The sequence below is a fragment of the Methylocella tundrae genome, from assembly GCF_901905185.1.
Taxonomy (GTDB): domain Bacteria; phylum Pseudomonadota; class Alphaproteobacteria; order Rhizobiales; family Beijerinckiaceae; genus Methylocapsa; species Methylocapsa tundrae.
Genome location: NZ_CABFMQ020000081.1, coordinates 19,223 through 45,074 on the forward strand (window position 1 = coordinate 19,223; position 25,852 = coordinate 45,074).

The following is a 25,852-nucleotide window of genomic DNA, read 5'->3' on the forward strand; positions in this document are numbered from 1 at the left end:
TCTTTCAGAGGATGTTCCCTCAAACCATGGCGATGACGACAATTTCGAGAGGTTCGGGCCGGACCTGGAGTGTGCCAAATCTGCTGACGTACGGCCGGGTTGCCGCGGTGCCGGTGGTTGTCGGCTGTCTGTTCTGGTCCGAGATCGCGCTGATGCGATGGGTCGCGCTTGGATTATTCATCGCCGCCGCGATCACCGATTTTCTCGACGGCTATCTCGCGAGGGTCCTTTCCCAGCAATCGGCGCTCGGCCGGATGCTCGACCCCATCGCGGATAAGCTTCTCGTCTCCGCCGTGCTGATGATGCTCGTCGCGGACCACACCATATCCAGCTATTCGCTCGCCGCGGCGATCGTCATTTTGTGCCGGGAAATCCTCGTGTCGGGATTGCGCGAGTTTCTGGCCGAACTGAAAGTGTCGATCCCGGTCAGCCGGATCGCCAAATGGAAGACCACACTCCAACTCGTGGCGCTGGGATTTCTGATCGCGGGCCCCGCCGGCGATCAGATTTTGCCAAAGACGACCGAAATGGGGCTCGCTTTGTTCTGGGCTTCAGCGCTGCTGACGCTTTATACCGGATGGGACTATCTCAGGGCCGGAATCAAGCAGATCACCGAAGATTGACCGGGGCGCCGAAGGAAACCTCTGATGAAAGCTCTCTATTTCGCCTGGGTGCGCGAACGCATCGGCGTCGCCGAGGAGGAGCTTTCTCCACCCCCCGGCGTCTCGACGATCAGTGACCTCATGATCTGGCTTCGCGACCGGGGCGAGGGCTACGACCTCGCATTCGAGAATATGAAAGCGATCCGCACGGCGCTGGACCGCACACATGCGCGCCATGACGCCCCGATCGGAAACGCCAGCGAGATCGCTTTCTTCCCGCCCATGACCGGGGGCTAGAATGGAGCCAAAGACGCCGCCGCAGCCTATCGTTCGGGTCGAGTCGGCGCCGTTCGACACGGCGCGCGAAAGCGAAAGGCTGACGCAGGGGCGAACCGATATTGGCGCCGTCGTCACCTTCAGCGGCCTCTGCCGAGACGAGGGCGGCGTTCTCGCCGCACTTGAAATCGAACATTATCCCGGCATGGCGGAAGAGGAGATCGGGCGCGTCGCCCGTGAAGCTCTCGCGCGCTGGCCGCTCGAAGGGCTCATCATCGTGCATCGTTACGGCCGCATTTCGCCGGGCGAGCCGATCGTTCTCGTCGTCACTGCCGCTAAACACCGCGGCGAGGCTTTTGCCGCCGCCTCGTTCCTGATGGATTTTCTGAAGGCGAAAGCTCCATTCTGGAAAAAGCAGATACTGGCCCGTGACGGCGCCGGCGCCGGATGGGTCGCAGCAAGGGCGGAAGATGATCTTGCCGCCGAAAAATGGCGGACGTGAAGCGGAGCCGGTTCGGCCTTTTAATACTTGATCTTGCGGCGCCGGAACAAATGCGGCTCGGTCAGGTAACAGGCGAAGGACACCAGTGCGAAAGCGATGCCCGTCAAACTCGCCAGAGGCCAGCCGCCTTTGGCGAAGGCGAGGCTCGAGACCGCCGAGCCGATTGCGCCGCCCATAAAAAAGGCGGCGATGAAAATCCCGTTGAGACGGCTTCGGGCCTGGTCGCCAAGAGAAAAAATGGCGCGCTGGCTCAATACGAGATGGGCGGACACGCCCATGTCGAGCACGATCGCGGCGGCCGCGAGAAGCGCGATCGACGCCATCTCTCCCGCGATCCAGGCAATGCCGAAAGCGATCGCGACGGAGGCGATGGAGACGCCGGTCATGATTTGAGTGTCGCCCCGGTCGGCCGCGCGGCCGGCGAACGGCGCAATGATCGCTCCGCCTGCGCCAAACAGAGCGAACAAGGCGATGCCCTGCTGCGAAAGGCCGAATTTCGGACCCGCCAGAAGCAAGGGGGCGGCCGTCCAGAACAGGCTGAACGCCGCGAATAACGGCGCGTGGTACGAGATGCGGCGGCGCAGAACCGGCGTTTTGCGCACCAGCGTTGCAAGCGATCTCAATATGCCAAAGTAGTTCAGGACGGCTTTTGGGCGCCAGCGCGGCAAGGCGCGCAGGAGAGCCAGCGAAAGCGCCGCCATCAGACAGGCCGAGACGAGAAATACAGATCTCCATCCCAGCCAATGAGTCAAAAAGCTCGACGCCGGCCGGGCGAGCATGATGCCGAGCAGCAAGCCACTCATGATGTCGCCAACGACGCGGCCGCGCGTATCGTCCGACGCAAGATGCGCGGCGAAAGGCACGATGATTTGCGCCGCGACGCAAGTGAGGCCGATCAGCAGGGCCGCCGCGAGGACGGCGCCGGCCGATGGCGCGATGACCATCCCGAGCAAGGCGATGACCGAAACCGCAAGACATGAAGCGATGAGCCGGCGGTTTTCCAGAATATCGCCAAGCGGAACCACAAGGATCAGTCCGAGGCCGTAACCGACTTGCGAAAATGTGACGAGAAGGCCGACGGCCGCGGGCGTCATTGCGAGTTCCGCGCCGATGACTCCCGCCACCGGTTGCGCATAATAAAGATTCGCGACTATCAGTCCGCATGCCGCCGCCAGAATGAAAGTGAGGCGCGGTGTCAAAATAGCCTTCTTCGGTCGAGGTTGTTCGCAATGCCGGCGGAACGCCGATCCATGCGGCGGCTTTGGAATATGATGGTCAAGCCCATGACGACCAAGTCATGGGAACAGATCATGATCATCATGTTTTTAGCTGAGGTTTAGGCCAAAAAGCATGCGCCTTTCAGGCGTCATGCTTTAACTCCAGCTTCATTGCGTTCGCAACCGCCGTGTAGGCTTGGGTCACGCACGAACGCGTGAGGACTAAACCGCGTTTGCGCTTCGCACGAAGCGGCGCCAAAGTTCCCTCGAGGCGCCGAGAACAATGCAGGCGGCGCGAGCGCGACCCATGCGACAAAACGCAGCAAGCTGGATGACGTTGCTCATATAATAGAGGGGATCAGAAAAGCTCGCAATCGCCCCATTCGCCCTGACGCGCCGCTTTGTCCGCATCGGAGAAAGTCAAGCGCGCGGCAAGATCCGCGAGGTTGATAAGCCGCGCGGCCGCGATCGCATCGACGCGGCATTGATCCGGCGCGCCAAGCGCCAAGGCCGCCAGAAAGTCGGCGAGGGCCTGCATTTTCTGACGGATATGGTCGAGATCCTGGATCTGACGGACAAGCTGAGCGTCGCGGCGCGCCGCCTTGAGAATGAGCGGCCCGACGAGAGTTTCGACGTGGCTGAGGCTCCCTGAAAGCTGCGAAAGCTCGTAGGCTACTCTGTCGAGCACGTCGGCCATTGGCGCGTGCAACGATCCGGCGTCCGGTTTGCTATGTGCTGTCATATCAGTGGTCCGCCGCCATCGAGCCGAGGCCTCCGGCGCTTGCAATAAACGCGTATTCAGAAGAACTCGACGCCACCGGCGTTCGCGGGCTTTGGCGCGGCGATCGTCTGTGGCCGCGGGGTCTGGCTCGCCGACAGAAAAACCTGGCGCGCGCGGCCCGACACCGGCCAGAACTGGATGCGCCGCCCCTGATCCCCGCGCAGACTTCCGCCAGCGAGCCGAATGCCTTCATATTTCAGAAAACGCTCGGCAAAGCTCGCATTGCGCGCGCCGACATCGGCGAGGCCGTCCATCGTCCGCGCGCCGCCAAAGAGCTTTCCCTCGATACGATCGCGCCGCGCGCCGCGACGCAGCAGCCCATTGACCAAAAGCTCCATCAGATGCACGCCGTAGGTTTCCCCGTCGCGACGGCGTACGCCCTCATCGGCTTCCTGGCCAGGCAACAGAAAATGATTCATGCCGCCAACTCCGGCGACAGGATCGCGAAGACAGGCGGCGACGCAGGAGCCAAGCAGCGTCGTCAACACAACACAGGGATCGTCGCTGACGTTATATTCCCCCTGAATGATATGAACGCGCTGCTCGATGCTTTCATTCTGGCCGCCAAACCGATCGCCCGCGCTTATCGTCATTTCAACTTTCCCACGACGGCTTCGATCTGGGCTTTCAGAACAGGAATGGTGAAGGGTTTGGCGATGACGTTGTTGACGCCGCATTTTTGAGCGCGCTCGATCAGCTCCTTGTCTCCGCGCCCGGTGAGCAGGATGAAGGCGGATCTGCGCGTTGGTTCATAGGAACGCACGGCGCGCAGGAACGCGATCCCGTCCATCTTCGGCATGTTGAAATCCGAGATCACGAGATGGGCTGGCTTCGCCATCATGCTCTTGAACCCCTGCTCGCCATCGGCGGCCATTTCAATGTCGGATACGCCGAGTTCCTGCAGGCCGCCGCGAATCAGCAAACGGCTGGTCAGCTGATCGTCGACGATTAACACTCGCAAGGCTGCTGCGAACGGCATAGGAATTCTCCTTCTTACACGGCGCAGGTGGCGCGCAAAATTTCTGAAGCCATCATATTCAGCGGCGCCTGCTTCTGGGTTGCGCCGATCTCAAAGGCGACCTTTGGCATCCCATATATGAGGCAGGATGATTCATTCTGTCCGAGCGTCGAAGCGCCAGCCTGGCGCATCAGCAGCAAGCCTTCGGCCCCGTCGCGGCCCATGCCCGTCAGAATGACGCCAAGGGCGCGCGGTCCGGCGGCCTTGGCGACCGACTGGAACAGCACATCGACCGAGGGTCGATGGCCATTGACGGGCTCGCCTTTCCAGAGGCGGCAGCGCGGCGGAGAGACGCCTTCGACCCGCAGATGCGCGGCGCCTCCCGGCGCCAGATAGACATGCCCGGCTTCCAGCGGCGCCCCGTCGAAAGCTTCCGATACCGCCGGCTTGCAAAGGCGATTGAGACGCCCCGCAAAAGTCTTGGTGAAGGCGCCCGGCATGTGTTGGGTGATGACGGTCGGCGGACCATTCTCCGGGAAATGCGATAGAACCGCGATGAGGGCTTCAACGCCGCCGGTCGATGCGCCGATCGCCACGATCCGCCCATCGCTGCGGTAGGGCCGCTGAGCCTGGACCGGCGCGCGGGCCAGATCGCCGATGCGATGTGGCGCGCCGCGCATGCGCCATCCGGCCGCCGCCTTGATCTTGGCGAGCAAGGTCTCGCCAAATTGCTCCTGCTCTCCCGAACCGGGCTTGGCGACGCAATCGAAGGCGCCCATCTCAAGCGCCGCGATCGCCGCGTCGGCGCCCTTGCTGGTGAGGCTTGAGACCATGATGACCGGCGTCGGCCGCAAACGCATGAGCTTGTCGAGAAATTCAAGGCCGTTCATTTTCGGCATCTCGACGTCGAGCGTGATGACGTCGGGGTTCATCTCCTTGATCGCGGATCTCGCCTCATGCGGGTCGGCCGCTTCGCCTATAACCTCGATATTCGGATCCCGGCTGATGAGGACGCGGATCAGACCGCGCACGGTTGCTGAATCATCGACGATGAGAACGCGGACGGGCTTCATGCGCGAGCGCCCTGCTTCAGGCGGTAGCCGGTAACGCCTTCGCTTTCGAAGGCGGCCGCAGCCGGCCCGATCAGACGTTCGGAATGGCCGATATAAAGCCGGCCGCCCGGCGACAACATGGGCGTGAAGCGACTCCAGAGCTGCATCTGCATATCCTCCTCGAAATAGATCGCGACGTTGCGGCAGAAGATCGCCTGGAACAGCCCCTTCATCGGCCACGCGCCGAACAAATTGAGCTCGCGGAAAGCGACAAGTTCCCGCACCTCGTCGGCGACGCTTACGCATCGCGCCTTGTCGCCGTGGGCGCCCTCGCTGGCGGGGACCAACCAGCGCTGGCGCAGCTTCGCGGGCACGGCGTCGGCGAAGCTCTCGGCGTAGACGCCGCGTTTGCCTTCGGCGAGCATATTGACGTCGATATCACTCGCGAGCACCCTGACGTCGTAACGGGCCGCGTCCGGCATCATGGATAAAATGACCATCGCCATGGAATAGGGCTCTTGCCCGTTGGAGCAGGCGGCCGACCACAAACGCACGCGTCCGCCCCGGCGCGCGGCGTCGAGCAGCGGCGGCAGCACGACTTGTTCGAGATGCGCAAAATGATGCGGCTCGCGAAAGAATTTGGTGACATTGGTGGTCAGCGCGGCGAGCATTTTCTGACGCTCGTCAAGACCATCGGCGCCGGCGACGAGAGCGCAATATTCGCGAAAGCTCGCAAGGCCCAGCGCGCGCAGCCGCTTGGCGAGGCGCGAATAGACGAGCGCTGATTTTGACTCCGGCAGGTGGATGCCGGCGTCCTCGTGCAACATAGCGGCGATCTGACGGAAGTCCTCCCGCGAGAGCACGAATTCGCCTGGCCCGAGACCCGCGCCTTTGCTTATCGGAGAGGAAGCAAATTGCGCCCCGCTCATGCGGCCTCCCGCTCCGCCGGCGGCAATACATGATCGAGGGAAATTAGGCTGATCATGCGCCGATCAATGGCGAGCACGCCGCGAACGAATGTTTTCGCCATGTCGGACGCGACATCCGGCGTCGGCTGCAAGAGGTCGTCTGTGACGGTCAGAATATCGGACACCGCATCGACCAGAAGTCCCACGACCTGTTGTTCGATCTGCGCGACAATGATGACATGGCGAGCGGTCGGTTCGGCGGGAGCAAAGCCAAGCCGCGCCGCAAGATCGACGATCGGCAGCACCGCGCCGCGAAGGTTTACAACGCCGCGCACAAAGCTCGGCGCCTGCGGCAGAGCCGTCGCGGGGGTCCAGCCGCGAATCTCGCGCACCGACATGATGTCGACGCAAAACTCCTGCGCGCCAATGCGGAACGCGATGAGTTCGCGCGGACGCCCCGCGTCGGCCCTGCGGCGACCATCGTTCGTTTTGGAATCAGTCATGGCCTTCACCCTGCTGTTGCGAGAAGATGATCCAGCGCGGCGGCGTCCGCTCGCGAACTGGCGACGACCGCGTCGACGTCGAGGATCAGCGCGACCCTGCCATCGCCGAGAATGGTCGCGGCGGCGATGCCCGGAACATGCTGGTAGTTTGCCTCAAGACTTTTGATGACGACCTGACGCTGGCCGAGAATGGCGTCTACCAGCATCGCGTTACGCGCGCCGCCTTCGGTCTCGACGAGAAGCGCGACGCCGGAAAGGGGATCGGCGTTGTCGTTGCGATAGCCGAGTTCGCGCCCGACATCGATCAGGGGCGTGAAATGTTCGCGGATCGCTATCACGCGGGCGCCGCCTCCAAAGCCATGCACGTCAGTGATTTTGGGCTGCAGCGTTTCAACGATCGCCGTCAGCGGAACAACGAGAGTCTGGCCGCCGACCGTCACCACCATGCCGTCGAGCACGGCCAGGGTGAGGGGCAGGCTCATGGTGAAAGTCGATCCCTTGCCCGGCCGCGACTGAATCGAAATGCGGCCGCCGAGCGCCTGGATCGAGCGGCGCACCACATCCATGCCGACGCCGCGTCCGGAAATGTCGGATACCGTCGAGGCGGTGGAAAAGCCCGGCAGGAAAATCAGATTGTCGATTTCATCGTCGGTCAAAGCCGCGTCCGCCGCGATGAGGCCTTTGCTGGCGGCGAGCGCCTTGACCCGCGGGCGATTGATGCCGGCCCCGTCGTCGGAGACTTCGATAACGATGCGGCCCGAGCGATGCAGCGCGGAAAGATGCACCATGCCTTCTTCCGGCTTGCCGGCCTTGATCCGCGCCTCCGGCGTTTCGAGGCCGTGGTCGATGGCGTTGCGGATCATATGCGTCAGCGGATCGGCGATGCGCTCAATGACCGTCTTGTCCACCTCGGTGTTCTCGCCGTCGGTTACGAGGCGAACGGATTTTCCGGTCATCGCGGCGACCTCGCGGACGAGGCGGGGCATGCGCTGAAACACCGATTTTACCGGCTGCGCGCGGATCGCCATGACGCTGTCCTGGATCTCCCGCGTCAATTGTTCGAGTTCGTCGAGTCCGGTCGCAACGCCGGAGGCGCGCGCGAGCCCTGCTTCCTGCACGCGCTGCGCGAGCATGGCCTGATTGATGACGAGCTCGCCGACGAGATTGATCAGCCGGTCGACGCGGTCGAGATCGACGCGGATCGAGGCCGCTCCCTGTTCCGGCTTTGCCGGATGATCGGTTTTGGCGGCGGCCTCAGCGGCGGACGCCTTCTTCTCGACCGGCTGCTTTGCGCGCGTCGCGGCGAGATCGGCGACGACCTCAGGCTTCTGCCCCAGAGCGCCGCTTTCGGCATCGGCGCCGGGCTGCGCCGGCGGCGCCAGGGCGGCAAGCTCGGCTTCGACATTGCTTTGCATCTTTTCGATCAGAGCGGCGATGTCGATATCGTCCTGGGGCGCGGAGAACCCCTCGGCCTCGACATCGAGATCGCAATCCCATTCGACGAATTCAAACACGTCGCGGACGGCGGTCTCATCCTGGGTCGTCGCTAGCGTGACGATCCAGGTCAGGTAAGCGCCTTCCGGATCGAGCTCGGGCAGCAATGGGATGTCGGTTGTATCGCAGATGACGGAGGTTTCGCCGAGGCTCGCGAGCTCGCGCAGGAGCAGCGCGGTTTCATTGGCCTTTGCGTAGAGACCGGGCTTCGGCCGAAAACGGATCCTAAACTCATGCAGCGCCGGCGCGGGCGGCGCATCGAGATCATCGAACATCGATTCATCCATGAGCACTGGGCTGAATGCGATTTCATCACCGCCATCTTCCTCGGGCCGCTCGTCCGCGGAGACGGGATCGAAGGCGCGCAGCTCCGCGGCGAGCGCTGCATAGCGTTGCGCATCGACGCGCGTTTCATCGCGCGCGGCGCGCACGAGATCGGCGAGAGCGTCAGCCGCGCGGAGCATGATTTTCAACAGCTCCGGCGAGGGCGTGAGCCTGCCGGCGCGCAGATGATCGAGCGCGGTCTCGAACACATGCGCGAAACGCACCAGATCGTCGAGACTGAAAGCGCCGGCGCCGCCCTTGATGGAGTGCACCGCGCGAAACACGGCGTTGACGGTTTCGGGATCAAGATCGCCGTCATCAATAGCAAGAAGCCCCGTCTCCAGCTCGGCGAGCTGCTCCTCGCATTCCTGGAAGAAGGTCTGCTTGATCGCCGCCATCGCATCCATGGATCGCTATCCTTGTTCGAGTTCAGGCCGTTTGAGTGTTGGCGCGAGCGTCAGCTCGCTACGCGCCTTATCGCAGCGACAAGTTTCACAGGATCGAAAGGCTTGATGATCCAGCCTGTGGCGCCGGCGCGGCGGGCGCGTTCTTTCTTTTCCGCGTCGCTCTCGGTCGTCAGCACCAGGATCGGCACGCCGCGATGGCGCTCATCGCCCCGCACCCCTTCGATGAAGCCGAACCCATCGAGGCGCGGCATGTTGATGTCGGTGACGATGACATCAGGCATTTCGCCAGCCAGGACCTCAAGGCCGTGCATGCCGTCCTCCGCCTGCACGACGCGATAGCCGGCGTCGGACAGAGCGAGCATCAGCATGTCGCGCATGGTTCGCGAATCGTCGACGGTGAGTATCGTTTTGCTCATTGCGAAAGTTCCTCGTCGATGAATGCGTGCGGCGCTATCCCCAGTCGCCGCAAACCTTCGATAAAGTCGGGAGAGGCGTTGACGACGGCGAACGGAAGTTCATCGGCCCTCCAGGTCATGATCGCGGAAAGCAGCACCTGAAGACACTGACCGCCGAGGCGCTGCACAGCCGAGGCGTCGGCGCTGAGCTCCTCGCCCCGGCGGGCGAGAAGCTCACTGGCGAGAGGAGTGGCCGCCTTGAGATCGAGGATCGCGGGGAGAGCGAGAATGCGGGCTTGATGCGCAGACGCGCTTTGCGTTTTGCTCATCAAAATTCCTCCCAGCTATCTTCGGCGCTCGCCGCGTCCGGCTTGCGGGCCGCGCCGCCGCGACCAGAGGAGGACAGCGTTTTCAGCGCCGGACGAGCGGTTTGCGTCGTCGTCTGGGCAGCGCGGCGCGGCGCCTTGCCGCGAGCCATGTCGGCATTCGCAACATGACCAACCTGGAACACGCCGACGAGCCGGGCGAGTTCTTCGCTCTCCTGTCCCAGCGCATGCGCCGCGGCAGTGGTCTGTTCGACCATCGCGGCGTTCTGCTGCGTCACCTGATCCATCTGGTTGACCGCCGTGTTGACCTGATGCAGCGCGCTCGCCTGTTCCTGTGCGCTCGCCGCGATGGCGCCGACGACGGTGTTGATTTCCGCCACCTGCGCAACTATGCGGCCCAACGCCTTGCCGGTTTCGCCGACGAGATCGACCCCTTGCGAAACCTGCGTCGTCGACGCCGAAATCAGGCTCTTGATCTCTTTGGCCGCCTCGGCCGAACGCTGCGCCAGAGCGCGAACCTCCGAGGCGACGACGGCGAAGCCGCGGCCCGCGTCGCCCGCCCGCGCCGCCTCGACCCCGGCGTTGAGGGCGAGCAGATTGGTCTGGAATGCGATCTCGTCGATGACGCCGATGATCTGACCGATCTGCTTCGAGGATTTTTCGATCTCGCCCATCGCGGTGATCGCTTCACGCACCACTTCGCCGCTGTGGTCGGCGTCGGACTTCGCCGCCGATACAACAGTCTGCGCGCGCAGGGCGCCGTCGGCCGTGTTCTTGACGGTCGCGGTGATCTGGTCAAGCGTCGCCGCCGTCTCCTCAAGACCTGCCGCCTGCTGCTCGGTGCGCCGCGACAGATCATCGGCGGCCGATGCGATCTCGCCGCTGCCCGAGGCGATGCCGTCGGTGTTGGAGCGGATGCTCACCATCGTCTGCTGCAGCTTGTCGACCGCCGCGTTGAAGTCCGTGCGCAGCTGCGCGGCTTTTGGCCCGAAGGGCGTCTCGATGCGATAGACGAGGTCGCCCTTGGCGAGCCGGTCAAGACCATCGGCGAGCGACTGTATCGCGATGTGATCGTGACGCGCCTCTTCGGCGGCTTTGGCGGTCCGCTCTTCCTCTTCCTTCTGCCAGACCTTGATCGATTCCGCCTCCGCGGCGTCTCTCTTGACTTTGGCGATCGCCGCGTTCTTGAACGCCTGCACCGCCCCTGCCATCAGGCCGACTTCGTCCTTGCGATCGAGACCCGGAATCTCGACCGAATGGTCGCCCCCAGCCAGCCTGTTCATGACGCCCGTCATCAAGGTCACTGGCTCAGCGATGATGCGGCTCATCCACCAACCGACGCCCAACGCGGTCAAAACCGCCGCCGCGCCGCCGACGATAAGCATTTGATTGAGGGCAGCCATCAGCGCGTCGAACCGGACCTGCGCTTCCTCAGACCATAGATTTACTTTTTCTCGGACGTCGGTCGCCATTGCCTTGAATGCGTCGAGGATTTCGATGGTGCGATCTGAATTCACAAATTTTATCGCAAGATCGGCCGTCGGATTTTCGCGAACAAGACGCATCGCCGGATCGCCGACGTCGTGACGAAAGAGATTTCCCGCCGCTTCGACTTTTTCGAGAAGAGCCAGAATGTCGGGATGCCCTGCGCTGTCCTTGCGGGCCTTCGCCAAATGGTCGGCGAAGGCTTTGACAGCATCGTCGTACATCATGGCGAAACGCTCATTTCTCATCAGCATGTAGCGAAGAGAATCGCGTGATTGTTCGCGCAGAGCGTCGCTCGCCAGATCGATTTCGTCGACGACCCGGTATGAGGTCGAGTTGACCTCGGCCGCCGCGTTCAGTGACCTGAATGTCGTGAAAAGAGCCACGCTCATCACGGCGACGGCGACAAGAACGCAAGCAAAGCCAACGCTCAGCTTTCGTCCGATACTCAAATTGGCTAACGTCATGCTGTCCTCGGAAAGTTGCCGTTGGAACCTATGCGCACAGGGATGCGTTGGACCGAAGCCTGGTCCGCCGCCATGGATCATTGCTTGGAATCGAGCCTCCGCGACGCAAGGCGAGCAAGGCTTTCTCAGCGTCTGATGCGCTTTCAATATTGCTTATCACACGACATTTTTGAATAAATGATCGACAACGAGATTATTTTATGGATTTTTGTATAAAATATACTTATATTCTATTCTATATTTCGTAACCGTTTTCCGAGTTCTATTTTATCAGTTAAACGCATACTTACATTTTTCTGAGATTTTTTTGTTTTCGAATTGTTTGAAAGACGATCGCCATGGACTTCGGTTGCGGATTTGGTTGGCGGACGCGGCGCCTGTCAGGGCGGCGACGGATCACAAAGCGGGCATTCCATGCACTTTAGCCTTGCAATTACCGTAATCTTTGCAACACTCGCGAAGAGGCGCGAAGAGAGGATTGCTTTCGCCTCGAGAGCGCATTCCGATCGGATGGACTCGTTCGATCGATCAGAAATCGCTCTAGTTTCAGAAGCTTGAGCACATTCTTGTCAATCAGATCGAACCGTTCTGATTGGGAAATGCTCAAGCGCGGCCATCCTAGAGCAATCAATCGGCAGCAGACCTTGGGAAGTTACAGAATTGCAAGCCGCGCCTTGCAATGGTAGGCATGGAAGTTATAGTGATTCCCGGTAGGACATTCGAAAACTTCGAAATTTGTCACTACTCGATACGGCGCATCCTCGCAGAATCGATCGGACACTCGCGGCTTCCTGTAGAGCCTATTGGCCGCCTGCAGAAAACCGCTCCTTGCTTCTGCTTAACATTTGCACATTTGCGCGCCTGCAGTACTTATGGACAATAAATGAAACATCCGCCGAAACCCTTTGCGGTCGAGATTAAACGCTCTCGCCGCTCTCTCTCGTCCTCGCCCGCGGCTTCCTCGGCCGACTTCATTGGCAAGGACAAAGCAGGCTCGGGCCGTTCCGCCCCCCCGCTTTTCGCCAGGACCGATCTTTTTTCCCATGCCGAACCTGATTCTGATTTTGCCGTCCCATCTTTTTTGCAAACAGACAAGCAGGCGTATCGCTCCGTCTCTGATTCGGTCTTGAAAGAAGCCGAACAGATATTTGGCCCCAGACGGACCGCTGAAGCGCCCCATCGTCAGGCTCCAGACAACCGCCCGGGGCCGCGGATTTTGCCGAGTCTCATTGATCAAAACCCCGCGATCGAGGCGGCTGAAGAGCACGTCGCGCCGACGGCGACAGCGCGTCAGAACCGCACGCGGAAGACGCTTGCGGAACGACCGAAAGCACAGCCGAAGGCTGACCGCGTCGAAAGCGCCGATGCTGCGATGAAACGTGGCGCAATCGAAACCGCCTCGGCGCCCGTCCGGAAAAGCCGCGTCAAGCACGAACGCGCGTCCTCAATTGCCGCCTCGAAGAGCGCAAGGCCAGCGCCGACGCTTGCCGGCCCCGAGAAATCGGAAACAAGCTCTGCGTTCGCGACGGAGAAGCCGCGCGCCGTCCGCGCCCGGAGCTTCTCCCGCCGCAACCGCGAGGACGCCATTTCCTTGCCTCCCGGCCAGCAATGGAAACGCAGGCTGCATCCGCGCGCCTGGTAGGCCGTCGCGGCGGCGATGTCGGAAGCGCGTCATCAAAGCGATATAAACGCTTCCAATTCACGATCGACACTGCTACACCGTCGGCGCGGGGTGGAGCAGCCCGGTAGCTCGTCAGGCTCATAACCTGAAGGCCGCAGGTTCAAATCCTGCCCCCGCAACCAAACTAAATACCGGATTTGATGAGACTTTCAGGAAGCCGCCCACGTGGGCGGCTTTGCTGCTTTTGGCGAATGTCGCCACCCTGTCGCCACCACGCCACCCTGAAAGTGCGCAGACCGCGCGCGCCCGTCATAGGGGTCTGAAGTCGGAGGCGTTGCCGAGTGGCGCGCCGCAAAGTTCTTCGTCGTAAGGCATAGGCACGATATGTCCTCGAAGCGTTATGTACGCAGGAGTGGGTTCCACATTGGCCCTTATGCGACAGACTAGCGCGGCGGCGGCAGTGAGCGAAGCCGCCTTGCGGACCTAGGAGCCGCAGAGACATCCGGTCCCGTCCTGCCGCTCGGCTTGGCCGACAGGCTCCGAACCGCGATGGCGGGCGGAGGCGAACGACCTTTCGGTGCGCCTCCCCGGCGTCGGAATGGATGAAGCCGGGCGCGCCTTGGCCAAACTCGCCGCATCCACCCCGGAGGATCTGGCGCGGATAGAAGAGAATGCGCGTGGCCTCCGCCGCGCCAAGTACGACGAGTTCGTGCCGGACCATCTTTTGAGTCGGCTTTGGGCGCGGAGGAACGCCCCGGCCATTGCGGCAATTCAGGAAATCGCGAAGCGGTTGCTGCTGCCTGCAGCGGCGTGAGAAGGGGGGTATTATTGGTCATGAGAGCCATCTCCGTGGCTGATCCGGACCGTTCCGGAACAACCGAGAGATGACACGCGTTGACAGGCCAAAAATGCGGCGCGATTAATGCGGCGATTCGATTTTCTCTATCTGGCGGCGTCTTCTTTCGCCCCGGTTGGGACCATTTCGTCGCCCCTGTCGCGCACACGCTTTCCGCCCACGCAGCATCAAATCCTCGGCGGCTCAATCCGGGGAATTGCCCGCGGGCCTGTTCCCACATCTCCATTTTTGGCGTCGAGCGATGGGGACTGCTTTTAATTTGCTCCGTAAGCCACAACTGACAACGGCGTTGCGCGGATGCCATCGAGAGCGCCGCGTCGCGGCTGGAACATGACGAACAATTTAATGAGTGTCTGTCAGCTTTCGACGATGGTTGAAGATTGTTCTCCTTGAATGCGCTTAGTGCTTGTTGTGCAGCATCCCCATGGACGGCCGTGCCCACAGGCACGGCCGTTCCTCGCTTTCCAAGAGCTTGCGCGACGAGGAGCCTGTTCTCAGGCCTTCAGGGTCACCAGACCGCCCATCGCCGGATCCGACATGCTATCGCGTCCGGTCTCGACATGCCCGGCCAGGCGACGCTCGAAGCTCGGGTCCTCCGCGACCGTGACGACCACGTCGTACCAGCCTTGGAACCGCTCAAGCGACAACTGGGTTTCGGCTTGCCCCTCTGGAGGAAGCACGCGGTGGATCTTCTCGCCCGTGTACGCATCAAGCAATGTCACGCTAGCCTTCCGCGCGCCAGCATTCCGGACCGACAGTGAGAACGAGCCGTTGTCGTCGGATCGCCATTCGAATCCGTGTTCGTGTTCGTGTTCGTGTTCGAAATGGACATCGACCGCAACGGCGCCCAAGGCAACGCTGCCCTTAAAGTAGCGTGTGAACCCGTTCGGGCCGTAGACGGTCAGGTCGTAAGAGCCAGAGACGGTCCAGGTTCCCGACAGCTGCTTGCCAGCCTCGACCGTGTAGTACCGGACCGGATCGGTGGTTTTGCCAGAGCGCACGTGGAATACTGCGCCCGCGCTGCCGCTGTTGACAAAACGCAGTTCGACCGTGTTGCTAGAAGCGCGGACCGTGCTGTGGACGTTCAGCTCATAGGGCAAGGCGCGCGCCGGGCGGACGCCCTTTTCCTGCGGCGGCACGCCGATGATCACATTCTTCGCCGTAGGACTGACGCTCGGCGGATTGACGGCGCCGGACAGCTCTCCGACTGGAGGCAGGAAGGTCTTGGTGGACGGCAGATCGACCGGCTTGTCGTTCGGGTTCTTGAAGTTGAACGCGGACGTCAGGTCGCCGCAGACGGCGCGGCGCCACGGCGAGAGGTTGCGCTCATAGACCCCGAAACGCTTCTCGATGAACTGGATCACCGAGGTGTGATCGAAGACCTGCGAGTTCACATAGCCGCCCTTGCTCCAAGGCGAGATCACGAGGCACGGCACGCGGGTGCCAAGGCCGATCGGGGCGTTCGGCGTCGAGGTCGTGACGATCTCGAGGCGGTAGTCGACCGTCGACCCGCCGAGTTCGGGCGCAGCGGGGAAAGAGGGCGTCGCCGGCGGCGAGGGCTGAACGAGGTGGTCGAAGCTGCCGTCGGCTTCGTCATAGTTGACGATGAAGGCAGTCTTGCTGAACAACTCCGGCTTCGACACCAGGGTCTCGAGCACCTGCGAGATGTACCAGGCGCCATAGTTGACCGGGGCGGAGGAGTGCTCGGTATATCCGGCCGGCGCGATCAGCCAGGAGACCTGGGGCAGCGTGCCGTTCTTCACGTCGTCCTTGAAATGTTGGAACAGGCTCTCGGCCCAAGTCTCCCAGGCCGAGGCCGGGGCGCTTGCTGGAGGTTGGGTGGAGGACAGCGCCGTCCCGGTGCAGGCGTTGTCGAACAGCGAAGTTCCGGGGCTCGATGCTGCATATTGGGCGAAATAGAGCAGCGCATTGTCGGTGTAGGTGCCGTCGAAATTGCTGGCGGACGAGCCGTCGCCGAAGTCCGGCGCGAAGGGGGCGCCTGCAATGTCCTGATAAATCCGCCAGGTCACGCCCGCCTTGTCCAGCACCTCGGGCAACGTCTCCCAGGCCAGATAATTGCCGAGCGGGCTGACGCCGTTGCTGGTGATCGGGCCCGCGCCATGGCCGTCTGTGCCCTTCGCGCCGAGATAGCTGACGTTTCCGACGCAGCCGGTCCATAGGTAGCAACGATTGGGATTGGTCGGGCCCATGATCGAGGAATAGTAGTTGTCGAGCACGGTGAAAGCGTCGGCCAGCGCGTAGTGATAGGGAATGTCGGCGCGCGTGAAGTAGGACATCGCCAGCGGGCCCTTCTGGATCGCCCAGCTGTCGTATTGCCCAGAGTTCCAGGCGAGGTGCGTGCCGCCCCAGCCGTGGTCGGTGCCGCCGATGTAGGTGAAGCCGAGGCTCGTGAGCCCGGGGCTGATTTTTGAGGGATCAATCCGGAACGGCGGGATCACGGGAACGCCATTCGCCGGGCCGCCCAGATTGCCGTAATTGGCCGGCACGCTGAAGCCGGCGCTGACGTTGGCCGGGCCCGCCGGCTGCAAGAACACCGAGGCCTTGACGGCGCCGCCCGACTGAAGCGGCAGATTGATCTGGACCGCGCGCGGATCAGCAAAGCCGCGCACGCCGCGCAGCGTGCCGAAGTGATGGTCGAACGGACGGTTCTCCTGCATCAGGATCACGATATGCTCGATGTCCTTGATGGTGCCCGTGCGGTTGTTGGCCGGGATTGCAAGCGCCTTCGTGACGCTCGAGCCGAGCGTGCTGGTCATGGCGCCTGTGCCCAGCATTTGCAGGAACTTACGGCGATCGGTATTGTTCATCGGATGAGGTCCCCCCGTGAGTAACGTTGCATACGTGATGGATAGACTCCGGGCCGACTCGCAGCCTCCCCAATGTCCAACCACCGCGGCCTGCATAGAAACTGGTCATTGCTGGCTGATGAAGCTAAAGCAAAAGAACTGTGACTGAGCTTTATCACCGCGAATCCGAGGCGGACGCCGCCGCCAGCGAGTTGCGCCGCATCGAGGAACTCACGCGAGGGCGTCGGCACGCCGAGGCGCTGGCGGCGGCCAGCGCGCTGCTGCGGCGCGCGCCATCGCAACGGGCCGCGCTGTACTGGGCCGCGCTGAACCAGCGGCTGCTCGGTCAGGCGAAGGATGCACTCGCGACGCTGGACGCGCTTGAGCGGGCGCATCCGAACTACAGCCTCCTTTTTCAAGAGCGCGGCCATTGCCTCGCGGCGCTGGACGACCCCTCGCGCGCCATCGCGTCATTCGAACGCGCGGTCGCGCTGAATCCGGCCCTGACGCCGAGCTGGGGGATGCTTGAGCGACTGCTGAGCGCGGCCGGCGAGCCGCAGAGGGCGAGCGTCGCGGCGCAGCGCCTGGCGAAGCTGCAGGAGCTGCCGCCCGCGATCGTCGAGGCGGGCGCCCGGTTCTGCGACGGCGAGCTTGCCGCGGCGGAAAATCTTCTGACAAGTCACATCGCCAGAGAGGGAAGGCATGTCGAGGCGCTGCGCCTGCTCGGGCGGATCGCGCAACGACGCGGCGCGACGGATCGGGCCGAGGAGCTTTTTCGCGAGGTGGTCGACGCAGCGCCGGGTTACGCCGACGCGCGTCTCGATTACGTCCGCATTCTAATAGAGCGCCAGAAATATCAGGCGGCGCTGGAGCAGGCCGAGCACCGGCTGCGAACCGAGCCCTCCGACCCTGAGGCCCGATTTCTTCGCGCCACCATACTCGCGGGCCTCGGACGCCACGACGAGGCGATCTCAATCTTCAGCGAGCTGCTCTCGCAGACGCCGCAGCGCAATCACCTGCGGATCGTGCTGGGCCACTCGCTGAAAGCGCTCGGCCGGGCAGAGGAGGCCGTGCGCGCCTATAAGGATGCGACCGGCGTCGAGGCCGATATCGGCGACGCCTATTGGAGCCTCGCCAACCTAAAAACCTATCGGTTCAGCGACGACGAGGTCGCTCGCATGCGGGGCCTTGAGGCGCTATCTCGCCCCGGACTGCCGGATCGCGCGCACCTTTGCTTCGCGCTCGGAAAGGCGCTGGAAGATCGGGGCGACTACGGCGGGTCTTGGGCATTTTACGACCGCGGCAATTCGCTTGTGCGGGCGAAGAGCAGCTACCGTCCCGAGGCGATAGAGGGCGCCGCCCGCCGCCTGCTCGAGGTGTGCAGCGAGGAATTCTTCGCCGCCCGCACCGGCGCCGGCGCAGCTGCTCGCGACCCGATCTTCATCGTCGGGCTGCCGCGCTCGGGCTCGACGCTGCTCGAGCAGATCCTGGCCTCGCACCCGGACGTCGATGGCACGCAGGAATTGCACGACATCCCTCGCATCATTTCGGAATTCCAAGGACAGGGATCAAACGGCGGCGGTGCGCGCTACCCGGACCTGCTGCCGGGCCTGGACCCGCTCCTATTCGAGCGCCTCGGGCGGCGCTACCTGGACGAGACTCGTGTCTATCGGCGGGGGCGGCCGCGTTTCATCGACAAGATGCCGAACAATTTCCGGCATATCGGCCTCATCCACCTGATGCTGCCGAATGCAACGATCATCGACATCCGGCGCGAGCCGATGGCCTGCTGCGTCAGCAACCTAAAGCAGCTCTATGCGAGAGGGCAGGAGTTCTGCTACGGAATCGAGGAGATCGCACGGTATTACCGGACGTATCTGGAGCTGATGCGTCACTGGGATCGTGTCCTGCCGGGACGGGTGCTTCGGGTCAGCTACGAGGACCTGGTCGAGGACCTCGGCGCCAGCGTGCGCCGGATTCTTGCCCATTGCGGACTCGAATACGACCCGGCATGTCTGGCGTTTCACCGCAGCCGGCGCGCGATAAACACCCCCAGCTCGGAACAGGTGCGCCAGCCGCTCTTCCGTGAAGGAATCTCCCAGTGGCGGAACTACGATCCCTGGCTCGATCCGTTGAGGAAGGCGCTGGGCGACGCAATCGGTCGGCACCGCGATTAACGCAGCGGTGGCACCGGTTATCAGGTCGCCTCATTTCGCGAGACTTTTGTTGTTGAAAACTCAACTACCTAGGACAATTCCAGTGTGACTTCAATAGCTTGGGGACGCCAGGGCACAAACACCAACGCCGATGACACAAAGACCCTCATACTCATAACCTGAAAGCCGCAGGTTCAAATCCTGCCCCCCCGCAACCAATCCTTCTTGCAGCACCAGTTGATCGAAGCGCCGGGAGCGACCGTCGCTGGCCGCTCGCACTGAATGTTATGCCGCCTTCGCCGGAGCGGGCGACGTGTTCATTCCGCCGCCAAAGCATCCCCGCCGCCCGGCCGCGCATAGGGCGCCCTGTCGTTCTGTGGATGCGCCGCCGTCTCCCCTGGCGTCAAACGCCGCGCATAACGCTGGGCAAGAATCGCACAGGCGAAGAGTTGGACCTGATGGAACAGCATCAAAGGCAACACGAGAAGGCCGAGCGCCTGGCCGGGAAACAGGATGTTCGCCATCGGAATGCCGCTCGCCATGCTCTTTTTTGAGCCGCAGAAAACAATGGCGATCTCGTCCTCTTTCGAAAAACCAAGGCGGCGGCTGGCGAGGGTCGTGATCAGCAGCACTGCGAAAAGAATCAAAAGATCGAGCGCCAGAACGAGCGCGAGGCTCTGCCAGCTCAGCTGCGACCAGACTCCCGCCACCATGCCTTCGCTAAAGGCGGCATAGACGATCAACAGGATTGACCCGCGATCGACGACAGACGTTAGGCTCTTGTGCGCGCTCAGCCATCGGCCGATCCAGGGGCGCAGAAACTGTCCCGCCGCGAACGGCAGAAGGAGTTGCAATGCGACGTCTTCCAGCGCCGCAAGGCTGAAGCCCGGACCGTGCGAACTCAAAAGGAAAGCGACGAGAGCCGGCGTCATAACGATGCCGAAGAGATTGGAGGCGGAAGCACTGCACAGCGCCGCCGGCACATTGCCCCGCGCGATTGACGTAAAGGCGATCGACGACTGGATCGTCGACGGGAGGACGCAGACATACATGAGCCCGATCGCGAGATCGGCCGGCAGCCACGGACGCGCCACCGCTACGACCGCCAGTCCGATCAGCGGGAAAAGGATGAAGGTTGAGCTGAAAACCAGCGACTGCAGCCGCCAGTGCGTGAGGCCCTCCGCCACCGCCTCCGGCGACAGTCGCGCGCCGTAAAGAAAGAACAGCAGCGCGACGACGCCGTAAACCGCATAATGCATCGCCTCCGCGCCGATGCCGCGCGCCGGGATCGCCGCTGCGAGCGCCACCGTTCCGATCAACATGAGCAGATAGGGATCAATCCCAAAACGAGACAGAATTTTGCGGCCGATCATCTCGAAACCCTGGCTAAACCCATCATTTTATCTAGCACGGCCTTCGTTATGACGATATATGATAAATTAAATAATAGTATTTCAATATCGCAATAACCGGCCTCAGAAATCAGCATGCGTGACCTGATTGATCCCGTTCTTCTGCGCAGCCTCGTCGCCGTTGCCGAGACCAAGAGCTTCACTTTGGCGGCTCAGCAGTTGGGCGTCAGTCAATCGACTGTCAGCCAACATATATCGCGGCTCGAGCAGAGAACAGACCGCCGCCTGCTGTCGCGGGATACGCATTCTGTCGCGCTCACGCCAGACGGAGATGCGGTCCTGCCTTTTGCGCGGCAGGCGCTGGAGGCGAATGCGCGCATCGAGGCAGTTCTGACCGGCTCCATTCTCCGCGGGCATATCCGCTTCGGCGCCTCCGAGGATTTCGTCTTTTCCGCCCTGCCCGACGTGCTCGCGGAATTCACAAAAAAGCATAACGCGGTCGATCTTGAACTCACGGTCGGCCTCAGCGGCATCCTTTATGAACGCTATGACGCGGGCGATCTCGATCTCATCTTCGTCAAGCGGCGGCGAGGCGACGAGCGCGGCCGCTCAGCCTGGCGCGAGGATCTTGCCTGGATCGGCCGCCCCGGGCTTCATCTGGCCGCAGATGCGCCGCTGCCGCTCATTCTTTTTCCGCCGCCGAGCATCACCCGCGCGAGAGCTCTCGAGGCTCTCGAAATTGCCAAACAATCCTGGCGCGTCGTCTGCACCAGCGATAGCCTCAGCGGGATCAGGGCCGCGGCGCTCGCAGGGCTCGGCGTCGCCGCACACTCCACACGGCTGATACCGCAGGGGCTTGGTCCGCTCAGCGCGTCCCGTCATCTGCCGCCCCTCGGACAAATCGAATTCGTCGTCGTCGGAGGCGGCGCCGGGAACGACGCCGCCAATGCGCTGGTGGCGGCGATCCTCTCGAACGCCGGCCGTATCCGGATAGCTGCGAGCTAGTCGATCACCTCGACGACACGGCGCGTCCGCGGGTCGACCAGAACCGGCCGGCCATTGACGACTGTGTACCGGTATCCTCTTACGTGATACTCAGCCGGGACACCGTAATAGGTGACGCCCTCCTCTGGAAGAACGGCGCCGACGCGCACATCGTCGTCGTAGCGATACGATGGCACACGCTCATGCTCCACATAGGTGCGGAAGCGCGGCCGATCGTCGACGCCCAGAATGCCGCCAACGACGCCCGTCGCCGCGCCAACAGCGCCGCCAACGACGGCCCCGACCGGACCTGCGGCGTCGCCGCCCTGCTCAGCTCCATGTTCGGCGCCCCGGACGAGCCCTTGCGCCTGGGCCGCTCCCGTGGAGAGCGTTGCCGCCGCGAAGGCGCAAATAATCAGTTTATGAGATGACATTGGGACCTCTTATCATAAAAATAAATCTGCGTTCGTTCAGCAATTCGATTTGGTCTTCGAGACGCTGTCACCGTTTTCGTCACTCTTCGTGACAGTTTTGCTCGAACATCCGGCGTCGCCGCGGGTGTATACCCGATCGTTGGCGTCGTCATCCGCGCTACGATGCTGAATTATCGTCCTGTCCGCGTCTGGACCGTCTTTTTGAATAACTGTCGTGTCCTGCGCAAAAGCTGCGCCTAAGACAAATACAACGGCGCCTATACCGACGAATAATGGCTTCATGACTGTAACTCCTTCTGATGGAATCACCGCCGGAACGCACGAGCATCGACCCGGTTCCGTCTCTCGCGGGCGCCGCCGGCGCGATTGCGCCAGTCAGCGCCGCTGTGGAATCGAGGATGTCAGATCCCACTCGGACGGGCTTCCCTCCGGAACCGAGGCGGCTGGGAGCGGCGCGGGCGCTGGCGCGTAGGCTCTCACCGTTGAGGGACGCGTCATCGGAATTGGAGCCGGCGGCTTCATCGCCGAGGTAAAATACTGATCCGGAATGCGCGCCGTCGGACCCGGCCCCGGTCCCACCTGCAAAATATCGCTTTGCAAGGCGCGAGCGTCATCTTTCAAGACCTTGTTCTGCGCCGTATCGATCTCTTCGTCGAGATCCGGCGCATCCGGCAGGCCGTCCGGAGGCAGCGCCGGCGTCGGGTTTGGCCGCAGGAGGGGCTTGCAGATCCGCCGCAGGCCGGTCGACGAATTGCCATGCATGGCGAGATCGACATGGATGTGATTGTAGTGGAACACATTGGCGCCTGGCCCCAGCACCGTGGTGAAATGCGCGCAGGCGCCCATATGGACATCCTGCAAAAAGGCGCGGGTCTGATCGTCGCCGCGTGTCCAGTCGCGCACGATCGAAATCTCGCGGCCGTCGGCGAGGCGGAATCCGCCGACGTCGATGGCGTTGCCGAAAGCATGTTCTGAGATGCGCGCGCCGGGAATGCCGTTCATGCCGCGGCAGCTATAGGCGCCCATGCCGATGATTTCGACCACCCTTTGCCCGAAACGCGCCTCGGCCGTCGGCTGCACCACATCGCGCAGCCATTCATTCAGCGCCGCGACCATTGGGCAATCGAGCGTATAGGGGGCGTTGAAGCCGACTGCGCCATCCTCGAGGGCCGTCACCCTTAACGGCCGCGTCAGGCCGCAAATGCCGGGACCGTCGATTTCGCGCGCCGGCTGGACATAGGCCGAGAGCTGGAACGGTCTTTGCGCGAAACAGGCGTTTTCCGCCTGCGCGCGCCAAGGCGGGCGTCGCGCCCCAACGTAATTGGAGCAGCCCGCCAGCGTTCCAAAGAGCGCCCCGATGAGGACAAATGGCAAGATGCGACGCGCCATCGCGTAAAGATGAGCGCGAATCTTTAAGCGGTGCTAAAGCATCGCGGTTAACGGATGCTGAATTGATCGCGGCGCAAGCCTAAGGAGAGAAGCCGTGGCGCGGATCGAAGCAACGCCGCATGTCTCGATCGACGAGGCCGAAATCGGCCTGACCTTCGTGCGGTCGAGCGGCCCCGGCGGACAGAATGTCAATAAGGTCGAGACGGCAGCGCAGCTGCGTTTTGACGTCGAGAACTCGCCCTCGCTCGAACCCACCGTCAAGCGCCGCCTGCTGCGGCTTGCCGGGGCGCGCGCCACGAAGGACGGCGCGATCGTGATCTTTGCGCAAAATTTCCGCTCGCAGGAGCTGAACCGCAAGGACGCCATCGCGCGGCTTGTCGCGCTGATCGCCGCGGCGGCGGAGAGGCCGAAATTCCGCGTCAAGACGCGTCCCAGTCTTGCGGCGAAAAGACGCCGCGTCGACACGAAGGTGCAGCGCGGCGAAACCAAAAAGCTGCGGCGCGGGCCTTCCGAATAGAAAGCCCCCGCGCAAAAAGAAGGCGCCGCGAAGGGCGCCTTAAATTCAGATCGAAGTCGTGCCTTGCTGGTTGCGCCGCTCCTGCATGAAGCGGTCGAACTCCTCGCGATCGCGCGCATGCCGGAGGTTCTCAAGAAACTCCGCGAATTCGCGCTCGGCGGCGACGAGTTTGCGGCGCTCCTCTTCGAGGCGGGCGAGTTCGCCCTCGCGCCATTCATCGAAAGCGCGGTTGCCGCTGGAGCCAAACCCGGCATTGCGCCAGCTGCGCGCGGCAAAGCCCCGCCCTTGAGAGGCGCAGGCGCCAAAGCTCCAATTGGAGGCGCCTTCCCATTTTTCGCGCGTGAAGGAGAAAAGGTCCCCCTCATAGCCGCTTTTCTTCTGCCAGAACTTCCAGGCGATAACGGCAAGTCCGAGCGGCCAATAGAGTGCGAAGCCGGCCACCATCGCCGCTATTTCCAGCGGCCTCCAGCTGCGTCCGCCGCAAGAGCGCCGCGCCGCGGCGGCGCTCGACCGATTGAAGCCGGGATCAAAAGGCTTTCCCATGTCTGGGCTCATCTTCAAAGCTCCCTGTTCGCCGGACGCCGCAACGAAAGGGGCCGGTGACGACATAGATGTAAGGAGCTTTTTTGTTTCGTCGAGCTGCGCCGCGCGAAATTAATGTTTCTGCCCGTAAAGCTCACGCCTGCTTGATCAGCGCCAGCAAAGCGCGCTGGATCACGTCATTGCCGGCGCAGACCGAGCCCTTGCCCAGCATGTCCACGCCGCCGTCGGCGTCGGTGACGAAGCCGCCCGCCTCCTTGATCATGATGATCCCGGCGGCCATGTCCCAGGACTTCAGCCCGCGCTCCCAGAAGCCGTCATAATTGCCGGCGGCGACATAGCAGAGATCCAGCGCCGCCGAGCCGAGACGGCGGACGTTGCCGGCCTTCGCCATGACGGCGGCGAGTTCCGTCTTGAATTGCGCGTGGCCGTCCGCCTTGCCCAGATGCGGCACGCCGCAGCCGATCAGCGCATCGGAAAGGTCCCGGCGCGCGGCGACGCGCAGGCGCCGGTTGTTGAGATAAGCGCCCTGCCCTTTTTCGGCGATGAACATATCGTCATTGGCCGGATTATAGACGAGGCCGGCGACGATCTGGCCTTCCCGCACAAGCCCGATCGAAATGCCGAAGATCGGCAGGCCGTGCAGAAAATTGGTGGTGCCGTCGAGCGGGTCGATGATCCAGGTGTGGCTCTTGTCCGACCCTTCGATCTCGCCGCTTTCCTCGAGGATAAAGCCATAGCCGGGGCGGGCTTTCGCCAGTTCCTCATAGAGCACTTTTTCGGCGCGCTTGTCGGCGGCGGTGACGAAATCGCCCGGCCCCTTGACCGAGACCTGCAGATTCTCGACCTCGCCGAAGTCGCGCTTCAGGCCGCGCCCCGCCTTGAGGGCGGCGGCGGTCATCACATTCATAAGAGCGGATCGGATCATTTCTCGTCAGCCCTGCGCATGTAAGTGACTTCATTGGTGTCGACGACGATTTTTTCGCCGCTCGCGATGAAGGGCGGCACCAGCACACGCAGGCCATTTTCGAGCACGGCGGATTTATAGGACGAGGCCGCCGTCTGGCCGCGCACGACCGGGTCCGCCTCGACGATCTGCAAGGTGACATAGGCCGGCAGCCGGATCGAGATCGGGCGCGCCTCATGCATCTGAAGCGTGACCTTCATGCCGTCCTGCAAAAAGGCGGCGCGCTCGCCGATCCAGTCCTTGGCGAGTTCGATCTGCTCATAGCTTTCAAGGTCCATGAACACGAGGTTTTCGCCCTCAGCATATAAATAACTGAAATCCTTGAGCTCAAGGTCGATCGCCTCAACGGTCTCGTCGGCGCGGAAACGCTCGTTCAGCTTGCGGCCGTCGATCAGGTTTTTGAGCTCCACCTGATTGAAGGCGCCGCCCTTGCCGGGTTTTACGGCGTTGGTCTTGACCGCGACCCAAAGCCCGCCGTCATGCTCGATGACGGCGCCCGGCGCAATCTGGTTTCCATTGATTTTGGGCATTT

At 62.5% G+C, this 25,852-nt stretch carries 27 protein-coding genes and 1 tRNA gene; 9 read left to right on the forward strand and 19 right to left on the reverse strand.

Going from position 1 to position 25,852, the window contains the following annotated elements:
• Positions 1-26 precede the first annotated feature (26 nt).
• From pgsA to MPC4_RS10780, 3 genes are read left to right on the forward strand one after another with little or no spacing between them, the layout of a single operon-like run.
• Positions 27-623, forward strand: a complete 597-nt coding sequence (pgsA, locus tag MPC4_RS10770) for a CDP-diacylglycerol--glycerol-3-phosphate 3-phosphatidyltransferase (protein WP_174512530.1) — start codon at positions 27-29, stop codon at positions 621-623.
• Positions 624-647: 24 nt separating this feature from the next.
• Positions 648-899: a molybdopterin converting factor subunit 1 gene (gene moaD, locus MPC4_RS10775; protein WP_174512531.1), complete on the forward strand. Its 252-nt coding sequence runs from the start codon at positions 648-650 to the stop codon at positions 897-899.
• Between the two features lies 1 nt (position 900).
• Entirely contained in the window at positions 901-1,380 is a 480-nt protein-coding gene (locus MPC4_RS10780; protein WP_174512532.1) for a molybdenum cofactor biosynthesis protein MoaE, read from the forward strand.
• 20 nt (positions 1,381-1,400) lie between these two features.
• On the opposite strand, the gene MPC4_RS10785 is transcribed toward MPC4_RS10780, so the two are convergent.
• The 11 genes from MPC4_RS10785 to MPC4_RS10835 form a co-directional block, all read right to left on the reverse strand.
• Positions 1,401-2,579 carry an MFS transporter gene (locus MPC4_RS10785; protein ID WP_244628957.1) on the reverse strand — a complete coding sequence of 393 codons (1,179 nt, stop codon included), beginning with the start codon at positions 2,577-2,579 and terminating at the stop codon, positions 1,401-1,403.
• Between the two features lie 376 nt (positions 2,580-2,955).
• A complete protein-coding gene (locus tag MPC4_RS10790; RefSeq protein ID WP_174512533.1) occupies positions 2,956-3,339 on the reverse strand; it encodes a hypothetical protein in 384 nt (127 codons plus the stop codon).
• A 56-nt stretch (positions 3,340-3,395) separates the two neighbouring features.
• A complete protein-coding gene (locus MPC4_RS10795; protein ID WP_174512534.1) occupies positions 3,396-3,971 on the reverse strand; it encodes a chemotaxis protein CheD in 576 nt (191 codons plus the stop codon).
• Positions 3,968-4,357 carry a response regulator gene (locus MPC4_RS10800; RefSeq protein WP_134489310.1) on the reverse strand — a complete coding sequence of 130 codons (390 nt, stop codon included), beginning with the start codon at positions 4,355-4,357 and terminating at the stop codon, positions 3,968-3,970. Before MPC4_RS10800 ends, MPC4_RS10795 begins: the two co-directional genes overlap by 4 nt.
• 14 nt (positions 4,358-4,371) lie before the next feature.
• Positions 4,372-5,409 (reverse strand): protein-glutamate methylesterase/protein-glutamine glutaminase, encoded by a 1,038-nt coding sequence (locus MPC4_RS10805; RefSeq protein WP_174512535.1) that lies wholly within the window; start codon positions 5,407-5,409, stop codon positions 4,372-4,374.
• Positions 5,406-6,317: a CheR family methyltransferase gene (locus tag MPC4_RS10810; RefSeq protein WP_174512536.1), complete on the reverse strand. Its 912-nt coding sequence runs from the start codon at positions 6,315-6,317 to the stop codon at positions 5,406-5,408. The genes MPC4_RS10805 and MPC4_RS10810 overlap by 4 nt, the downstream gene beginning before the upstream one ends.
• Positions 6,314-6,799: a chemotaxis protein CheW gene (locus tag MPC4_RS10815; protein WP_134489316.1), complete on the reverse strand. Its 486-nt coding sequence runs from the start codon at positions 6,797-6,799 to the stop codon at positions 6,314-6,316. The genes MPC4_RS10810 and MPC4_RS10815 overlap by 4 nt, the downstream gene beginning before the upstream one ends.
• 5 nt (positions 6,800-6,804) lie before the next feature.
• A complete protein-coding gene (locus MPC4_RS10820) occupies positions 6,805-9,024 on the reverse strand; it encodes a chemotaxis protein CheA (RefSeq protein WP_174512537.1) in 2,220 nt (739 codons plus the stop codon).
• Positions 9,025-9,074: 50 nt separating this feature from the next.
• Positions 9,075-9,440 carry a response regulator gene (locus MPC4_RS10825; RefSeq protein WP_174512538.1) on the reverse strand — a complete coding sequence of 122 codons (366 nt, stop codon included), beginning with the start codon at positions 9,438-9,440 and terminating at the stop codon, positions 9,075-9,077.
• Positions 9,437-9,748 (reverse strand): STAS domain-containing protein, encoded by a 312-nt coding sequence (locus MPC4_RS10830; protein WP_174512539.1) that lies wholly within the window; start codon positions 9,746-9,748, stop codon positions 9,437-9,439. Before MPC4_RS10830 ends, MPC4_RS10825 begins: the two co-directional genes overlap by 4 nt.
• Positions 9,748-11,697 (reverse strand): methyl-accepting chemotaxis protein, encoded by a 1,950-nt coding sequence (locus MPC4_RS10835; protein WP_174512540.1) that lies wholly within the window; start codon positions 11,695-11,697, stop codon positions 9,748-9,750. The genes MPC4_RS10830 and MPC4_RS10835 overlap by 1 nt, the downstream gene beginning before the upstream one ends.
• Positions 11,698-12,913: 1,216 nt before the next feature.
• Here MPC4_RS10835 and MPC4_RS10840 point away from each other — a divergent pair.
• The 3 genes from MPC4_RS10840 to MPC4_RS10850 all read left to right on the forward strand — a co-directional run bounded on the left by MPC4_RS10840 (position 12,914) and on the right by MPC4_RS10850 (position 14,132).
• A complete protein-coding gene (locus tag MPC4_RS10840; RefSeq protein WP_174512541.1) occupies positions 12,914-13,339 on the forward strand; it encodes a hypothetical protein in 426 nt (141 codons plus the stop codon).
• Positions 13,340-13,423: 84 nt separating this feature from the next.
• Positions 13,424-13,500: transfer RNA gene (locus MPC4_RS10845), tRNA-Met, on the forward strand.
• Positions 13,501-13,916: 416 nt separating this feature from the next.
• Complete coding sequence (locus MPC4_RS10850; RefSeq protein WP_174512542.1) at positions 13,917-14,132, forward strand: hypothetical protein; 216 nt, start codon at positions 13,917-13,919, stop codon at positions 14,130-14,132.
• Between the two features lie 536 nt (positions 14,133-14,668).
• On the opposite strand, the gene MPC4_RS10855 is transcribed toward MPC4_RS10850, so the two are convergent.
• Entirely contained in the window at positions 14,669-17,002 is a 2,334-nt protein-coding gene (locus MPC4_RS10855) for a phosphocholine-specific phospholipase C (RefSeq protein WP_174512543.1), read from the reverse strand.
• Between the two features lie 140 nt (positions 17,003-17,142).
• Here MPC4_RS10855 and MPC4_RS10860 point away from each other — a divergent pair, with 140 nt between their 5' ends.
• Positions 17,143-19,158 carry a tetratricopeptide repeat-containing sulfotransferase family protein gene (locus tag MPC4_RS10860; protein WP_210253628.1) on the forward strand — a complete coding sequence of 672 codons (2,016 nt, stop codon included), beginning with the start codon at positions 17,143-17,145 and terminating at the stop codon, positions 19,156-19,158.
• A 296-nt stretch (positions 19,159-19,454) separates the two neighbouring features.
• Here MPC4_RS10860 and MPC4_RS10865 read toward each other — a convergent pair whose 3' ends face one another.
• A complete protein-coding gene (locus MPC4_RS10865) occupies positions 19,455-20,510 on the reverse strand; it encodes a bile acid:sodium symporter family protein (protein WP_174512544.1) in 1,056 nt (351 codons plus the stop codon).
• 114 nt (positions 20,511-20,624) lie between these two features.
• On the opposite strand from MPC4_RS10865, the gene MPC4_RS10870 reads away from it, so the two are divergent.
• Positions 20,625-21,494 (forward strand): LysR family transcriptional regulator, encoded by an 870-nt coding sequence (locus MPC4_RS10870; protein ID WP_174512545.1) that lies wholly within the window; start codon positions 20,625-20,627, stop codon positions 21,492-21,494.
• On the opposite strand, the gene MPC4_RS10875 is transcribed toward MPC4_RS10870, so the two are convergent.
• The 3 genes from MPC4_RS10875 to MPC4_RS10885 form a co-directional block, all read right to left on the reverse strand.
• Entirely contained in the window at positions 21,491-21,907 is a 417-nt protein-coding gene (locus tag MPC4_RS10875; protein ID WP_174512546.1) for a DUF1236 domain-containing protein, read from the reverse strand. The genes MPC4_RS10870 and MPC4_RS10875 overlap by 4 nt on opposite strands.
• A 36-nt stretch (positions 21,908-21,943) precedes the next feature.
• Positions 21,944-22,189: a hypothetical protein gene (locus tag MPC4_RS10880; protein WP_174512547.1), complete on the reverse strand. Its 246-nt coding sequence runs from the start codon at positions 22,187-22,189 to the stop codon at positions 21,944-21,946.
• 93 nt (positions 22,190-22,282) lie between these two features.
• Positions 22,283-23,281 (reverse strand): extensin-like domain-containing protein, encoded by a 999-nt coding sequence (locus MPC4_RS10885; protein WP_342343628.1) that lies wholly within the window; start codon positions 23,279-23,281, stop codon positions 22,283-22,285.
• Positions 23,282-23,390: 109 nt separating this feature from the next.
• On the opposite strand from MPC4_RS10885, the gene arfB reads away from it, so the two are divergent.
• Positions 23,391-23,813, forward strand: a complete 423-nt coding sequence (arfB, locus tag MPC4_RS10890) for an alternative ribosome rescue aminoacyl-tRNA hydrolase ArfB (RefSeq protein WP_174512549.1) — start codon at positions 23,391-23,393, stop codon at positions 23,811-23,813.
• A gap of 45 nt (positions 23,814-23,858) precedes the next feature.
• Here arfB and MPC4_RS10895 read toward each other — a convergent pair whose 3' ends face one another.
• From MPC4_RS10895 to efp, 3 genes are all read right to left on the reverse strand, one after another.
• On the reverse strand, positions 23,859-24,368 hold the full coding sequence (locus MPC4_RS10895; RefSeq protein WP_244628958.1) for a DUF2852 domain-containing protein: 510 nt from the start codon (positions 24,366-24,368) through the stop codon (positions 23,859-23,861).
• 121 nt (positions 24,369-24,489) lie between these two features.
• Positions 24,490-25,281 carry an inositol monophosphatase family protein gene (locus tag MPC4_RS10900; protein WP_174512550.1) on the reverse strand — a complete coding sequence of 264 codons (792 nt, stop codon included), beginning with the start codon at positions 25,279-25,281 and terminating at the stop codon, positions 24,490-24,492.
• Positions 25,278-25,850 (reverse strand): elongation factor P, encoded by a 573-nt coding sequence (gene efp / locus MPC4_RS10905; RefSeq protein ID WP_134489351.1) that lies wholly within the window; start codon positions 25,848-25,850, stop codon positions 25,278-25,280. The genes MPC4_RS10900 and efp overlap by 4 nt, the downstream gene beginning before the upstream one ends.
• Positions 25,851-25,852 lie beyond the last annotated feature (2 nt).

Bases quoted from the DNA above. Each gene is read 5' to 3' on its own strand.
- MPC4_RS10830 (WP_174512539.1), bottom strand. From the start codon at position 9,748: ATGAGCAAAACGCAAAGCGCGTCTGCGCATCAAGCCCGCATTCTCGCT.
- MPC4_RS10855 (WP_174512543.1), bottom strand. From the start codon at position 17,002: ATGAACAATACCGATCGCCGTAAGTTCCTGCAAATGCTGGGCACAGGC.
- MPC4_RS10880 (WP_174512547.1), bottom strand. From the start codon at position 22,189: ATGAAGCCATTATTCGTCGGTATAGGCGCCGTTGTATTTGTCTTAGGC.
- MPC4_RS10805 (WP_174512535.1), bottom strand. From the start codon at position 5,409: ATGAAGCCCGTCCGCGTTCTCATCGTCGATGATTCAGCAACCGTGCGC.
- pgsA (WP_174512530.1), top strand. From the start codon at position 27: ATGGCGATGACGACAATTTCGAGAGGTTCGGGCCGGACCTGGAGTGTG.
- MPC4_RS10800 (WP_134489310.1), bottom strand. From the start codon at position 4,357: ATGCCGTTCGCAGCAGCCTTGCGAGTGTTAATCGTCGACGATCAGCTG.
- MPC4_RS10835 (WP_174512540.1), bottom strand. From the start codon at position 11,697: ATGACGTTAGCCAATTTGAGTATCGGACGAAAGCTGAGCGTTGGCTTT.
- efp (WP_134489351.1), bottom strand. From the start codon at position 25,850: ATGCCCAAAATCAATGGAAACCAGATTGCGCCGGGCGCCGTCATCGAG.
- MPC4_RS10790 (WP_174512533.1), bottom strand. From the start codon at position 3,339: ATGACAGCACATAGCAAACCGGACGCCGGATCGTTGCACGCGCCAATG.
- MPC4_RS10900 (WP_174512550.1), bottom strand. From the start codon at position 25,281: ATGATCCGATCCGCTCTTATGAATGTGATGACCGCCGCCGCCCTCAAG.
- MPC4_RS10780 (WP_174512532.1), top strand. From the start codon at position 901: ATGGAGCCAAAGACGCCGCCGCAGCCTATCGTTCGGGTCGAGTCGGCG.
- MPC4_RS10865 (WP_174512544.1), bottom strand. From the start codon at position 20,510: ATGATCGGCCGCAAAATTCTGTCTCGTTTTGGGATTGATCCCTATCTG.
- MPC4_RS10875 (WP_174512546.1), bottom strand. From the start codon at position 21,907: ATGTCATCTCATAAACTGATTATTTGCGCCTTCGCGGCGGCAACGCTC.
- MPC4_RS10815 (WP_134489316.1), bottom strand. From the start codon at position 6,799: ATGACTGATTCCAAAACGAACGATGGTCGCCGCAGGGCCGACGCGGGG.
- MPC4_RS10810 (WP_174512536.1), bottom strand. From the start codon at position 6,317: ATGAGCGGGGCGCAATTTGCTTCCTCTCCGATAAGCAAAGGCGCGGGT.
- MPC4_RS10795 (WP_174512534.1), bottom strand. From the start codon at position 3,971: ATGACGATAAGCGCGGGCGATCGGTTTGGCGGCCAGAATGAAAGCATC.
- MPC4_RS10895 (WP_244628958.1), bottom strand. From the start codon at position 24,368: ATGAGCCCAGACATGGGAAAGCCTTTTGATCCCGGCTTCAATCGGTCG.
- MPC4_RS10870 (WP_174512545.1), top strand. From the start codon at position 20,625: ATGCGTGACCTGATTGATCCCGTTCTTCTGCGCAGCCTCGTCGCCGTT.
- MPC4_RS10825 (WP_174512538.1), bottom strand. From the start codon at position 9,440: ATGAGCAAAACGATACTCACCGTCGACGATTCGCGAACCATGCGCGAC.
- MPC4_RS10820 (WP_174512537.1), bottom strand. From the start codon at position 9,024: ATGGATGCGATGGCGGCGATCAAGCAGACCTTCTTCCAGGAATGCGAG.
- moaD (WP_174512531.1), top strand. From the start codon at position 648: ATGAAAGCTCTCTATTTCGCCTGGGTGCGCGAACGCATCGGCGTCGCC.
- MPC4_RS10850 (WP_174512542.1), top strand. From the start codon at position 13,917: ATGGATGAAGCCGGGCGCGCCTTGGCCAAACTCGCCGCATCCACCCCG.